This window comes from Methylobacterium organophilum, assembly GCF_022179465.1.
In the GTDB taxonomy this organism is placed as follows: domain Bacteria; phylum Pseudomonadota; class Alphaproteobacteria; order Rhizobiales; family Beijerinckiaceae; genus Methylobacterium; species Methylobacterium organophilum.
The window spans coordinates 280,806-294,222 of the sequence record NZ_BPQV01000001.1 but is presented as its reverse complement, the minus strand read 5'-3'; the positions used below and the strand labels follow the sequence as shown (position 1 = coordinate 294,222).

General features: G+C 69.4%; 11 protein-coding genes, 1 tRNA gene and 1 riboswitch. Of the genes, 8 read left to right on the top strand and 4 right to left on the bottom strand.

From position 1 onward, the window contains the following. The first annotated feature begins 170 nt into the window (after window positions 1-170). A riboswitch (glycine riboswitch) is annotated at window positions 171-269 on the top strand. Window positions 270-417: 148 nt separating this feature from the next. From gcvT to MFF21_RS01285, 5 genes are all read left to right on the top strand, one after another. Next, window positions 418-1,593: a glycine cleavage system aminomethyltransferase GcvT gene (gene gcvT / locus MFF21_RS01305; protein WP_283206499.1), complete on the top strand. Its 1,176-nt coding sequence runs from the start codon at window positions 418-420 to the stop codon at window positions 1,591-1,593. A gap of 27 nt (window positions 1,594-1,620) precedes the next feature. Continuing rightward, window positions 1,621-1,983 carry a glycine cleavage system protein GcvH gene (gene gcvH / locus MFF21_RS01300; protein WP_238309379.1) on the top strand — a complete coding sequence of 121 codons (363 nt, stop codon included), beginning with the start codon at window positions 1,621-1,623 and terminating at the stop codon, window positions 1,981-1,983. 64 nt (window positions 1,984-2,047) lie between these two features. Continuing rightward, complete coding sequence (gcvP, locus tag MFF21_RS01295) at window positions 2,048-4,894, top strand: aminomethyl-transferring glycine dehydrogenase (RefSeq protein ID WP_238309378.1); 2,847 nt, start codon at window positions 2,048-2,050, stop codon at window positions 4,892-4,894. 56 nt (window positions 4,895-4,950) lie between these two features. After that, window positions 4,951-6,204 carry an adenosylmethionine--8-amino-7-oxononanoate transaminase gene (locus tag MFF21_RS01290; RefSeq protein WP_238309377.1) on the top strand — a complete coding sequence of 418 codons (1,254 nt, stop codon included), beginning with the start codon at window positions 4,951-4,953 and terminating at the stop codon, window positions 6,202-6,204. A 132-nt stretch (window positions 6,205-6,336) separates the two neighbouring features. Next, window positions 6,337-6,729: a response regulator gene (locus MFF21_RS01285; protein WP_238309376.1), complete on the top strand. Its 393-nt coding sequence runs from the start codon at window positions 6,337-6,339 to the stop codon at window positions 6,727-6,729. A 9-nt stretch (window positions 6,730-6,738) separates the two neighbouring features. Here MFF21_RS01285 and MFF21_RS01280 read toward each other — a convergent pair whose 3' ends face one another. Then, a complete protein-coding gene (locus MFF21_RS01280) occupies window positions 6,739-8,874 on the bottom strand; it encodes a glycosyltransferase family 2 protein (RefSeq protein ID WP_238309375.1) in 2,136 nt (711 codons plus the stop codon). Between the two features lie 191 nt (window positions 8,875-9,065). Here MFF21_RS01280 and MFF21_RS01275 point away from each other — a divergent pair, with 191 nt between their 5' ends. Next, on the top strand, window positions 9,066-9,737 hold the full coding sequence (locus MFF21_RS01275) for a MarR family winged helix-turn-helix transcriptional regulator (RefSeq protein ID WP_373324876.1): 672 nt from the start codon (window positions 9,066-9,068) through the stop codon (window positions 9,735-9,737). 204 nt (window positions 9,738-9,941) lie between these two features. On the opposite strand, the gene MFF21_RS01270 is transcribed toward MFF21_RS01275, so the two are convergent. After that, window positions 9,942-10,018, bottom strand: a tRNA-His gene (locus tag MFF21_RS01270). A 199-nt stretch (window positions 10,019-10,217) separates the two neighbouring features. Between MFF21_RS01270 and MFF21_RS01265 the strand changes: the two genes are divergently transcribed. Beyond that, entirely contained in the window at window positions 10,218-10,937 is a 720-nt protein-coding gene (locus tag MFF21_RS01265) for a cytochrome c biogenesis CcdA family protein (protein ID WP_238309374.1), read from the top strand. 8 nt (window positions 10,938-10,945) lie between these two features. On the opposite strand, the gene MFF21_RS01260 is transcribed toward MFF21_RS01265, so the two are convergent. Then, the gene (locus MFF21_RS01260; RefSeq protein ID WP_238309373.1) at window positions 10,946-11,581 is read right to left on the bottom strand and encodes a DUF4194 domain-containing protein; all 636 of its coding nucleotides are present in this window, start codon (window positions 11,579-11,581) and stop codon (window positions 10,946-10,948) included. Window positions 11,582-11,704: 123 nt separating this feature from the next. On the opposite strand from MFF21_RS01260, the gene MFF21_RS01255 reads away from it, so the two are divergent. Next, a complete protein-coding gene (locus MFF21_RS01255) occupies window positions 11,705-11,995 on the top strand; it encodes a hypothetical protein (RefSeq protein ID WP_238309372.1) in 291 nt (96 codons plus the stop codon). Here MFF21_RS01255 and MFF21_RS01250 read toward each other — a convergent pair. Further along, the gene (locus MFF21_RS01250; RefSeq protein WP_238309371.1) at window positions 11,944-13,359 is read right to left on the bottom strand and encodes a Wadjet anti-phage system protein JetA family protein; all 1,416 of its coding nucleotides are present in this window, start codon (window positions 13,357-13,359) and stop codon (window positions 11,944-11,946) included. The genes MFF21_RS01255 and MFF21_RS01250 overlap by 52 nt on opposite strands. Window positions 13,360-13,417: the final 58 nt, after the last annotated feature.

Here is a 13,417-nt window from a genome sequence, read left to right as displayed (position 1 = left end):
CGCCCGACGGGGATGTCAAGCGGACCGAATGCTCCGTCGCCAGGTGAGGGCCGGGGGCGCACAGGCCGTTTTCGCAACAGGCTGCGCATGTCGTCACTGCTTCGGCTGCTGCGGTGGTCGACGCCGCCTTGCCTCCCGCGCTGCAGCATGCCACCCTGAAATGGTCCGATACAGACGATACGGGAGAGCCCAGGCCGGCCATGCCGACCATGGCGCCGACGGAGCAACCACCCCCGGAAACTCTCAGGCACAATCACCGTATCGTTGGACAATCTGGAGAGAGGCGCCGTTTGGCGTCCACCGAAGGAGAAACCTCGGGCTCGCAAGGGCGTGGGGGAAGCTCTCAGGTAACCGCGACAGATGGGGGCGACTCGCCTGCCGGCCGGCAGGCGAGAGCCGATCGTCGTGGGAGCCTTGATGACCCAGATTGCCCCTGAGCGGACCCTTCCCGATTCGACCCCTGCGCAGGCCGCTTCGCCCGAGAAGCGCACACCGCTCCATGCCTTCCATCTGCGGCACGGCGCCAAGATGGTGCCTTTTGCCGGCTATGCGATGCCGCTTCAGTATCCTGCGGGGCTGCTGAAGGAGCATCTCCACACCCGTGCGGCAGCGGGCCTGTTCGACGTGTCGCATATGGGCCAGATCGAGCTGCGCAGCCGAGATCTGGCCGACGCGGCTCGCGCCCTGGAAGCCCTGATCCCGATCGACATCCTCGGTCTCGCGCCGGGGCGGCAGCGCTACGGCTACCTCACGAACGAGGCGGGCGGCATCCTCGACGACCTCATGGTGGCGCGGCTGCCGGACCGGCTGGTGGTGGTGGTCAACGCCGCCTGCAAGATCGCCGACGAGGCGCATCTGCGAGCGCATCTGCCGGCCGAGGTGGCGCTCACCGTCGAGGATCGGGCGCTGATCGCCCTGCAGGGTCCCCAGGCCGGGGCGGTGCTCGCCGGCTTCGCGGAGGTGGAGGCCATGCGCTTCCAGGACGTGCGGGCGGTCGAGATCCTCGGCGCGCCCTGTCTCGTTGCCCGCTCCGGCTATACCGGCGAGGACGGCTTCGAGATCGCAATTCCTACGGACCGGGCGGAGGACTTCGCCGAGGCCCTGCTCGCCGATCCTCGGGTGCTGCCGATCGGCCTCGGCGCCCGGGATTCCCTGCGCCTGGAGGCGGGGCTTCCGCTCTACGGCGCCGATCTCGACACCACCACGAGCCCGGTCGAGGCGGGGCTTGCCTGGGCGATTTCCCCCGCCCGCCGCGCGGGCGGGGCGCGGGCGGGCGGCTTTCCCGGTGTGGAGCGCATCCTTGCCGAGATGGCGGCCGGCCCTCCGCGGTGCCGCGTCGGCCTGAAGCCGGAGGGCCGCGCGCCCGTGCGGGCCGGGGCCATGCTCTTCACGGAGGAGGGCGCGGACAAGCCCGTCGGGCTGGTCACCTCCGGCGGCTTCGGCCCGACCGTGTCGGGGCCCGTCGCCATGGGCTTCGTGCCGGCGTCACTCGCCGCCCCCGGCACACGCCTGTTCGCGGAGGTCCGCGGCCAGCGCCTCGCCCTCTCCGTCTCTCCCCTCCCCTTCGTTCCCGCCGGCTTTAAGCGCGGCTGATCCCCCTCATCTGTCAGGAGTTTTCCCATGCTGCGCTTCACCGACGAGCACGAATGGCTGCGCCTCGAGGGCGACGTCGCCACGGTCGGCATCACCCCGCATGCCGCCGAGCAGCTCGGCGACCTCGTCTTCGTGGAACTGCCGAAAGTCGGCGCCAAACTCACCAAGGGGGAGGCCGCGGCGGTGGTCGAATCCGTCAAGGCAGCCTCGGACGTCTATGCGCCCCTCTCCGGCGAGGTCACCGAGATCAACGAGGCGGCGGTGGCCGATCCGGCCTCGGTCGGTGCCGACCCGCAGGGCGCGGGCTGGCTCTACAAGCTGAAGCTCGACGACGTGGCGGCCATGGATGGCCTGATGGACGAGGCCACCTACGCGGCCTTCGCCGGATAGTGCCGCCCCGACCCTCCCCGCGGAGGCGGAGGGTCGCACAGCCCTTCTGCCCGAGAGGCATCCCATGAAATACGACAAGCACGATCCCTTCGATTTCGCCGCACGCCGGCATATCGGGCCGAGGCTCAGCGAGATCGACCAGATGCTGGAGACGGTCGGCGCCCGGTCGCTGCACGCGCTGATCGACGAGACGCTGCCCCCCGATATCCGGCAGGCCGAGTACATCGATTTCGGCCCCTCCCTCACCGAGCGCCGGGCGCTGGAGAAGCTGCGGGCGACGGCGAACAAGAACCGACTGCTCGTCTCGCTGATCGGCCAGGGCTACCACGGCACCACGATGCCGCCGGCGATCCAGCGCAACATCTTCGAGAACCCGGCCTGGTATACGGCCTATTCGCCCTACCAGCCGGAGATCAGCCAGGGTCGCCTCGAGGCGCTGTTGAACTTCCAGACCATGGTCTGCGACCTGACGGGGCTCGATGTGGCAAACGCCTCGCTCCTCGACGAGGCGACCGCTGCGGCAGAGGCCATGGGCATGGCCAGGCGCGTGGCAAAGTCCGATAAGAACGCCTTCTTCGTCGATCGCGACTGCCTGCCCCAGACCATCGCCGTGCTGAAGACCCGGGCGGCGCCCCTCGGCTGGGAGGTCGTGGTCGGCGACCCCTTCACCGATCTCGACGCGGGCGCCGTGTTCGGCGCGCTGTTCCAGTATCCGGGGGTGAACGGGGCGATCCACGATTTCACGGGGCCCATCGCCGCGCTGCATGCGGCGGGTGCGCTAGGCGTGGTCGCGGCCGATCCGCTGGCGCTGACGCTCCTGAAGCCTCCGGGCGAGATGGGCGCGGACATCGCCATCGGCTCGATGCAGCGTTACGGCGTGCCCATGGGCTTCGGCGGCCCGCACGCCGCCTATATGGCAACCCGGGATGCCCACAAGCGGGCGTTGCCCGGCCGCATCGTCGGCGTCTCGGTCGATGCCCGCGGCAACCGTTCCTATCGGCTCGCCCTGCAGACCCGCGAGCAGCATATCCGCCGGGAGAAGGCGACCTCGAACATCTGCACGAGCCAGGTGCTGCTCGCGGTCATCGCCTCGATGTTCGCGGTCTATCACGGGCCAGCGGGCCTCAAGGCCATCGCCCTGCGGGTCCACCGCGACGCAGTGCGCCTGGCGGCGGGCCTGGAGCGGCTGGGCTTCACGGTCGAACCGAAGGAATTCTTCGACACGATTACCGTCCAGGTCGGACCCTTCCAAGGCGTGATCCTGGGCAGCGCCGTCGAGAACGGGGTGAACTTGCGCAAGGTCGGTGATGACCGCATCGGCATCAGCGTCGACCAGCGCACCCGGCCCGACATCGTGCAGGCGGTTTGGCGCGCCTTCGGCGGCGCCGACCTGCCCTATGACGAGGCCTATCCCGAGACGCGCCTGCCGGAGGCTCTGGAGCGCACGTCCGAGTATCTGACGCATCCGATTTTCCACATGAACCGGGCCGAGAGCGAGATGACGCGCTACATGCGCCGCCTCGCGGACCGGGATCTGGCGCTGGACCGGGCGATGATCCCGCTCGGCTCCTGCACCATGAAGCTCAACGCCACGGCGGAGATGCTGCCGATCTCCTGGCCCGAATTCTCGGAGATCCACCCCTTCGTGCCGGCGGATCAGGCCGAGGGTTACCGGGAGCTGATCGACGATCTCAGCCAGAAGCTCTGTGCCGTCACCGGCTACGACGCGATCTCGATGCAGCCCAATTCCGGCGCGCAGGGCGAATATGCGGGTCTGCTGGCCATCCGCGCCTATCACCGGTCGCGCGGCGAGGGGCACCGCAATGTCTGCCTGATCCCGTCCTCGGCCCACGGCACCAATCCGGCCTCGGCCCAGATGTGTGGCATGAGCGTGGTGGTCGTCGGCGCGGACGCGCAGGGCAACATCGACGTCGAGGATTTTCGCAAGAAGGCCGAGCTGCATTCCGAAAAGCTCGCCGCCTGCATGATCACCTATCCCTCGACCCACGGCGTGTTCGAGGCGCGGGTGCGCGAGCTCTGCGAGATCGTCCACGCCCATGGTGGGCAGGTCTATCTCGACGGCGCCAACCTCAACGCGATGGTGGGCCTCGCCCGACCCGGCGATATCGGCGCCGATGTCAGCCATCTCAACCTTCACAAGACTTTCTGCATCCCGCATGGTGGCGGCGGGCCGGGCATGGGTCCGATCGGCGTCAAGGCGCACCTGATCCCGTTCCTGCCCTCCGATCCGCGGACGGGGGAGGAAGGGGCGGTCTCGGCGGCTCCCTTCGGCTCGGCCTCGATCCTGCCGATCTCCTGGAGCTACTGCCTGATGATGGGCGGCCGCGGCCTGACCCAGGCGACGCGGGTGGCGATCCTCAACGCCAACTACATCGCCAAGCGGCTGGAGGGCGCCTATCCCATCCTCTATGCCGGGCGGAACGGCCGGGTCGCGCATGAATGCATCGTCGATGTGCGCCCGTTTCAGAAAAGCGCCGGGGTCACCGTCGAGGACATCGCCAAGCGCCTGATCGATTGCGGCTTCCACCCGCCGACCATGAGCTGGCCGGTGTCGGGCACGCTGATGATCGAGCCGACCGAATCCGAGACCAAGGCAGAGATCGACCGCTTCTGCGACGCCATGCTGGCGATCCGCGAGGAGATCCGCGCCATCGAGGAGGGGCGGATCGACAAGGCCGACAACCCGCTCAAGAACGCGCCCCACACGGTGCAGGACCTGATCGGCGCCTGGGAGCGGCCCTATTCGCGGGAGGCGGCCTGCTTCCCCACGGGATCCTTCCGGATGGACAAGTACTGGCCGCCGGTGAATCGCGTCGACAACGCCTATGGCGACCGCAACCTCGTCTGCTCCTGCCCACCGCCGGAGGCTTATGGCGAAGCAGCGGAGTAGATGGAGGGGGGCTGCCAGCGTTTGACTCTCCTGCCACCACCCCCCATCCCGCGCGGATGACCGTGCTCGGCACCCATCCCCTCTGGCGCCCCTACACCCAGATGAAGATCGCGTCGCCGCCGCTGGAAGCGGTGGCGACGCGGGGCTCGCGCATCACCCTGGCCGATGGGCGCGAGCTGATCGACGGTATCGCCTCGTGGTGGACGGCTGTTCACGGCTACAATCACCCTCACATCGCCGCGGCGATGGCCGATCAGCTCGCGCGCATGCCGCATGTGATGTTCGGCGGGCTGACCCATGCGCCGGCCGAGCGGCTGGGGCGGCGACTCGCCGCCCTGCTGCCGGGCGATCTGAATCACGTCTTCTTCACGGATTCCGGCTCGGTCGCCGTCGAAGTCGCCCTGAAGATGGCGGTGCAGCTCTGGCTCAACCGGGGCGAGACCGGCCGGACGCGGGTGCTGGCCTTCCGCGGCGGCTACCATGGCGACACAATGGGTGCGATGTCGGCCTGCGATCCCGAGGAGGGGATGCATCGCCGCTTCGGCGCCTATATGCCGACCCAGCTCTTCTGTGATCTGCCGCGCGATGCGGAGGCGGCGGCAGCCCTCGATGCGGTGCTCGCCCGTCATCGACACGAACTTGCGGCAGTGATCGTCGAGCCCCTTGTGCAAGGTGCCGGCGGGATGCTGATGCATCCGCCGGAGGTGCTCGCTACGGTCGCGCGCCTTGCCCGCAGGCACGGCCTGCCGCTCATCGCCGACGAGATCTTCACCGGGTTCGCCCGCACCGGGGCGATGTTCGCCTGTGAGCAGGCCGGCGTGGTGCCTGATATCCTCTGCCTGTCCAAGGCGCTGACCGGTGGCACCCTGGCGCTCGCTGCCACCGTGGCGACCACGGAGATCTTCTCGGCCTTCTGGTCCGACGATCCTGCGGCTGCGCTGATGCACGGACCGACCTTCATGGCCAACCCGCTCGCCTGCGCGGCGGCCAATGCCAGCCTCGACCTGTTCGAAGCCGAGCCGCGTCTTGCCCAGTGTGCCGGGATCGCCGCGCGGCTGACGGAAGGGCTCGCGTCCCTGAAGGGGCGGCCAGGCGTGGCCGACATCCGGGTTCTTGGCGCCGTCGGCACCGTCGAATTCGCGGGAACGCCCGATCTCGCCGATCTCAAGCGGCGCTTCCTTGATCGCGGCGTCTGGGTGCGGCCCTTCGGGCGGATCGTCTATCTCACCCCTGCTTTGACGATCGCTCCCGCCGATCTCGACAGCCTGATCGACGCCGTGCAGGCGGTGGTGCGCGAAACGACAGGATGAATATTGGCCGGCGCGACCTTCGCGCTGCAACCCCGGCTCCCCTTCCCCGTTGGCTCAGGGTGAAACTGAAGCTAGCCTGAACGGCGCTCGGTGGCATCGCGTGGGTCTCGGATCGATCTGGAGGAGTGCATCGTGGGGAGCGACACGACGAATCTGGCGCCCGAACGGCCGGTCATTCTTCTCGTCGAGGACGAGGCGCTCACGATCATGGACCTCGGCGACGTCCTTGAGGATGGCGGTTACGACACGGTACAATGCGCTTCCGCCGAACGCGCCTTGAGCATCCTCCAGGCACGGCCGGATATCTGCGGCCTGGTGACCGATGTGGAGCTGTCTGGCCGGGTCAACGGGTTCGATCTCGCCAATTCCGTCTCGCAGGCCCGGCCGGAACTACCGATCCTGATCGTGTCCGGTCGCGCCGCCCCCGATCCCGAGCGTATGCCCCGGGGTGCGAAGTTCATCTCGCGCCCCTGCGCCGGCGAGGACATCCTGGCTCAGCTCAAGGGGCTGATGCCGACCTGCTAAGCTGCCGCGTCACTCGTTTGGAAGCGGGATGCGGAAGCGTTCGGAGTCCAGCTCGAAGGCGGGCAGCCGGGTGCCGAACCAGCGGGGATAGTAGGGGTCTCGCGCGAGACGCGTTCCCCAGCGTGCGCGGAAGCGAGCCTGCTCCCGCGGATCGACCGTGGGCACGCGGTTGCGGCTCTCGAAATGCGTGAGCACGGCCTGCGCGCAAAAGACGGTGCGCTGGCCCCGCGCCCCGATCTGCAGGCAGAGGTCGACATCGTTGTAGTTGACGGGAAAGCCCTCGTCGAAGCCGCTCACCGCCTCGAAATCCCGCCGCCGCACCATCATGCAGGCCCCGGTGACGGCGAGATAGTTGCGGTTGGCGATGTTGGAGAAGCCATAGCCCGGGTCGCTGCCGGGAAAACCGCGGCGGACATGATCCGGCAGGCCGTCTCCGAATACGACACCGACATGCTGGAGCGCGCCGCCCTCGTAGACGAGCTTGGCGCCGACGACACCGACCTCCGGGATCTGGAGGAGGCTCAGCATCGCTTCGATCCAGTCCGGCGTGATCACCTCGATGTCGTCGTTGAGAAAGACCAGCACCTCCCCCCGGGCTGCCGCGGCCCCGCGATTCATCTTGGCGGCGAAGTTGAAGACGGGATCGGGATAGGGAACGCTCCGCGCTTGCGTGGCCTTCATGGCGGCCCGGGCGGGGGCGGGAAGAGCCCCGTGCTCGACGACGACGATCTCAATGTGCGGGTAGGTGCTCCGTTCGCGCAGGGACGCGAGGCAGTTCGCTAGGAGATTGACCGAGGCGCCGCGCACGAGGCTGTCACGGCCGGCGCTGGGGATAACGATGGACACGAGGGGCGCGGCTCCGAGGCGGCCGGTGCGCGCGCGCCGCTCCGCCAACGCCCGCCGCGCGGCGTCGGAACCGAGGGTGGACGAGGCGGCGTCCGCTGCCCGGTGGCAGAGAACCTGCGCCAAGTGGCGCACGCGGTTGGTCCGCTCGGTCACGCGGAGCGCGAGGTCGTAGTCGAGGGCGCCCTCGAAACCCTCCCGGTAGCCGCCGACCTCGCGCAGGAGGGCGGTGCGGTAGAGGAGGAACTGTCCGAGATAGGGCACGGCCTCGAAGGTCTCGGGCGACCAATCGGGTTTGAAGAAGGGCGCGTCACGCCCGCCCGCTGCCGTCATCCTGTCCTCGTCCGTGTAGACGAGGTCGGCCTCCGGATCGGCCTCGATCAGCCGGGCCAGGGCGAAGAGCGCCTGGGGCGGAAGCCTATCGCCGTCCTCGACAAAGGCGGTGTAGGCGCCCGAGGCTTGGGCCAGGGCTCCATTTAACACCGCGACGCGGCCGGGCTCGAGCGTTCGAGGCCGCAACTTAATCCGCGGGTCGCCCACATCGAGATCCGGCATCGCCGAGGCGGGGCAGCAGAGCAGAAGCTCCCATTCGCCGTAGCCCTGTGCGACCAGATTTTCGGCCAGGGTGCGCGCGGCCCCGGCATCCTCGACCCAGGCGATCAGGCTGAAGCGGGTCTTGAGGCGGAAAGTGCGCGCGGCCGCCTCCATCGCCATGGGGGAGGGCGTCGCGGGCGCTTCCACCGCCGCGATCCAGGCGTCGTAGGAGGCCGCGGCCTGTTTCGGGCCGGCCCCGCGGGCCAGCCGGCGCAGGAGCTCCCGGGGCGGCACGGTCCGGATCAGGCCGAAGGCCCGGCGCAGGAGCCGCGCCGGCGAGCGCTCGCCCGGTGGCAGCTGTAGGAGGATCCGGCGGGCGAGGTGATAGGCGACCTGTGGCGGGGCGAGCGGTTCCACGTGGACGATGGTGAGGTGGAAGGCGCCGAGCCCGGCGGCTTCGATCCCGATCCTCCGCAATCCCCGCGGCAGGCGCAGCACGTCCTCGCTTCCCATTCCGGTCTGGCTCGGCCGGATATGCAGGGCGCTTTCCTCCGCCTCGAAGGCGAGGGTGAGCGCGAGAGGCGCCTCGCCGATTGCACGCAGGTCGGTCCGCAGCCGGACCCAACGGCCGGAGAGCCGGTGCGCCGGCGGATCGGTCTCGAGGACGAGGGAGGCAGTGTCTTCGGCCGTCTGCCAATGTCCCTCGGCCGAGCGGCTCAGGCCGCGCGCGGGGCGAATCCGTGCCGGCCGCGCGCCAAAGATCCCCATGCGCATGCCGCTCCGCGCCCTCTTTTCCGCCGACTGCCCGATCCGCCTGCGGTGCTTGGGGCGCGCACAGCCTCAAGGCAAGATGCATGGGTGCAGTGGGCTTCTGTCATCGAAGCTTCATGGCTAGGCTGGCACATGCGCCCCGTCGGGTCTTTTGCCCGCCGCGTAGCGAGGATCGAGGGGTGCACGTCATGTCCGCAACGGTGGAGGAGCCGATGGCGGCGTCCGCCAGCGATACGACCGCGTCGCTCCTCGGCAAGTCGACCCTGAAGGCCTCGTCCGACAAGGCGGCGGAGAAGGAGGGCAAGGCCGCCAAGCGGCTGCGTCCGCCCGCGGCCAAGAGTGTGGGCTGGGCCTTGGTCCAGGCTGCGCGGCTGCACCGCGCCCGTGTCGGCGACCGGCTCGCCGCGCTCGATCTCTTCGCGGGGCAGGAGCAGGTGGTGCAGGCCCTGGCCGCTGCCGGCAGCATGACCATGGGCGATCTCGCTGCAACCTTGCGCGTGCGCCCGCCGACCGCTTCCAAGACGATCTCGCGGCTCGCCGCCCTCGGTTTCGTGGAACGCCGGGCGGAAGCCGGTGACGGGCGTATCGTGCGCGTCCGTCTCACGGAGGCGGGCCTGGCCAAGGCCGCGGCGATCGAGCGGATCTGGGATGATGTCGAGGCGGAGTTGCTCGACGGCTTCGACAACAAGGAGAAGCGGCGCCTGCGCAAGCTCCTGCGCCGCTCCGCCAGCAACCTCGCCGAGGCCGCCGGTGTCACAGGCCACGAGGCAGATGCTGACATGGACCCGGACGGCGATCTCGACGGGGATGACGACGTCGATCCCTTGCTCGGCACAGACGTGATCGGCCGCCCGGCCTGAGCGGCGGTCCATTCATCACGAAACGATCCGAGCCTTCTCTAACGGCCGAGCACGCTGTTAGAGAGGGCTTTTGCCGTTATGCCGTCTGGGTTGAATGCCGCGGGATGGGCTTCGCACGAGCATGGTTCGGCCCGGCCTCGCCATGCCTGAAGCGCCATTAAGGCCTTGGGCCGGGAAGCGTCTGAGCGAGAATCTTGAAAGAGATGGTACCACCGCCCCGGCTCGAACGGGGGACCCCTAGATCCACAATCTAGTGCTCTAACCAACTGAGCTACGGCGGCACGCGGGGGCGGTGTATCGCGGGATCGCGGGTTTTTCAAGCGAGGATGATGCCTTCCGGCGAGATCGGGAAAGACGGCCTGAAAACATGTGACGACGCCGTGCCTTGCCGGACTTTGCGGCCTGCCGCAGGCTTCATGGACCACAGCGAAAAGGGGCACGCGCGGAAGACGCGAGGTCCCGCCGGGGAGCGTCCGAGCCATGATCGCGTCTTTCGGCTTGGCCTTCCTGGCCGGCATCCTGTCGGTGCTCTCGCCCTGCGTGCTGCCCTTGCTCCCCCTGGTGCTGGGGGCGGCTGCCTCCGAGCATCGGCTCGGGCCGGTGGCGCTGGCGGCGGGGCTTGCCCTGTCCTTCACCGTGATCGGCCTGTTCGTCGCCACGATCGGCTTTGCCATCGGCCTCGATACGGGCGTCTTCCGGAGCGCTGCCGCGATCCTGCTGATCGCGATCGGGCTGGTGCTCGTCAGTCCCGCGGTGCAGACGCGGCTTGCGAGTGCTGGGGGGCCGGTCTCGAACTGGGCGGAGATGCGTTTCGGCCATCTCCCGGGACGCGGGCTCGGCGGGCAATTCGGCGTCGGGCTGCTCCTCGGGGCGGTCTGGAGCCCCTGCGTCGGCCCGACGCTCGGCGCCGCTTCGTTGCTGGCCGCGCAGGGAAAGGATCTTGCCAGCGTCGCGACGACGATGCTGCTCTTCGGCCTCGGCGCGGCCCTGCCGCTCCTCGTGTTCGGCACCCTCGCCCGGGGCCTGCTCGTGCGCGCCCGCGACCGGATGATGCGGGCCGGGCGAGGGCTCAGGCTGGCGCTCGGACTGATCCTCGTCGTCACCGGCCTCGCCATCGTCAGCGGGCTCGACAAGAGGCTGGAGACGGCCCTGGTCGAGGCCTCTCCGGCTTGGTTGACGGCGCTTACGACCCGGTACTGAGGGGTGGCTCAGGCCTCCGGCTCGCCCTGTGCATTCGCCCAGGCGCGGACCTGCTCCATCCAGGCGTCGGGGGAAAGCACGCTGATCCCGGGCAGCACCATCAGCGGGGTGATGCGCTCGGTCCGGTCGCGCTCGCCCAGCCGCACGGCGCCCTTGCGGGCGAACAGGCGCAGGATGTCGTTGAGCCGGATCTCGTCCGGTGGGTCGCTGCGGGTGGCGGTGCGGATCGCCTCGGCGATGTCGTCGGTGGTGCATTCGACGACGCCCTCGGTGGTGACGCGGTGGTCGCGCAGGCCCTCCTCATAGGCAAGGCGCAAGGCGAGCAGCACCAGTGTCTCGTCCTTGCGCAGGCGCTCGGATTGGGCATCGTGGCGCACGCCCTCCTGGGGGACCCGCAGGAAGACCATCTGGTCGCGGTGGGACACCTCGAAGCCGTGCCCGAGGCAGGCGAAGTAGTCCTTGAAGAAGGGCGCATAGTGCCGGGCGATCTCGTAGGAGCGACCGATCCCCGTCGTCTGCGCGTAGACGCACTGGTTCTTCAGCAGCACCTGAAGCGCCCGCGTCAGCTCCTCCTCGCTCGGCGGTTTCGCGCCGGGCGGGGGCGGCTCCTCGCCGTCGACGATGGCGCGAAACGCTTCGAGCATGGTCCTCCCGTCTCCTCAGTTCCGCGGCCCGTGCCGCACCGACGCAGGGTTCTTGGCGGACCCGATGGCTCCGGCCGTCGTTTCCCGGGGATTGCAAGGGACGATTTCCTCAGGAGCCTGTCCATGACCCGGAACACCTTCCGTTGGCTGCTGGCGGGCGCGGGCGCAAGCCTCGCCGCCGGCCTGACGCTTTCTCCCGACGGAGCCTCCGCCCGCGGCGGCAGCTTCACACCGCCCGGCGGCCAACTGGCAGCCACTGCTCCGGGCGGCACGCAGGGCCTCGCCGGCCCGCGCAACGTGTCTGAGGCCTCTCGCGGCGGCCATGCCTATGGCCGCCGCGAGAGGCTGCTCCGCGTCGATCCCTATGGCCGCCGCCCGGCGCCTGACGGTTTCGGCGAGGCCCCCGGCTGGTAGCGCTCGATCGTGAAATCCGGACAATCGAGCCAGCCATTCGCGAGGCGGCCCGGCTGCCGCAGCACGCGGTAGCGCTCGCCGAGGGCGCCGCCGAACAGCACATCGATCTCCCGCAGGCGCTGGAACACGACGAAGTCGTCGACATCCGCGATGGGCAACGTCGAGCCGCGCAGCGTGTCCGTCTCCGACAGGCGCGCATCGAGAAAGGCGGTGATGCGCTCGGGGCTGATCTGGGTGCGTTGGCGGAAGGCGTCTTTGGCCTCGATGAAGGCCTCGATCGCAGGATCCAGGGTGATCTCGGGCAGCGCCTCGACGAAGATCTCGGATCGTTGCGCGCGGGGCTTGCGCAGATGCGGCTCGCCGATGGGGAAGCGCAGCATCGCCACCTGCGGCACCGGCATGTCGGAGAGCTCGGCGGCGGCGGCCACCGCCCGCAGGGCCGCGGCCGTGCGCTCGATCCGGTCGGAGTCCCGATGGTCCATGTAGCGGAGCGCCGCCGCGATCCGGCGCTCCAGCCGGGCCACGATCTCGGCCACCGCGTCGAGATGCCGGTCGAGCCCCTCGAAGATCGACAGGATCTCGGCGAGATCCGCCCGCACGGCCTTCTCCGCCGCCGGCAGGTTCGGTGCCCGGCCCTCCCGCAGGCCGGCCTCGGCGAGGGCACGGATGGTGAGGGGATCGCGCAAGGCCCGGCCGGCCTCGCGCACGATGCCGGAGCGGAAGCGGAACGGATTGAAGCGCGTGTGCAGCGTCCGGTAGTCGCTGACGAGGTGGCGCGCCACGAATTCCTCGAAATACAGCCGGAAGGCCGCGCGCTGGTCCTCCTCGCGCAGGATGCGCTCCTCGATCTTGCGCATGGAGCCGGCGAGGCTGCGCAGGTGGCTGAGGAAGCTGCGCGAGGCCTTGGCCGCATTCACCAGGGCTTCGGAGCGCTCGGCCGGGTTGGCCGTGGCGCTCTCCAGGCTGCCCAGCACCTCCAGTACGGCGCCGCCATAGGAGCGGGTCTCGCCCCGGTCGAGCCGGGCCAATTCCTCGATCAGGATGCGCGCCTCGGGATCGAAATCGACCACCGGCACGTAGCGCTCCCGCCGCTCCACCAGCCAGCCGGCATCGAGCAGGCGCCGGTAGACGGCGGAGCGCCGCTCCACCGGGTCGATGGGTGTGGTCTCGTCGTCGGCGATCTCGGGCTGCGTGAAGGCCGCGGAGAAATCCCCGATCGCGGCTAGAAGCTCGCTCTTGCGCACCGGCTCGGCGGTGTCCGCGAAGACCTTGGCGTTCAGGTGCAGCAACAGAGCCGCGTTGAAGGCGCGGCTGGGGGAGGCCAGGGGGCGGAAGAGATCGTCCGAGAGGCGGGTGAAGAGCATTGCGCCGGACAGAATCGACTTTCGTGTCCCCGACGGCAAGGGCCGCCCCTTGCATCGT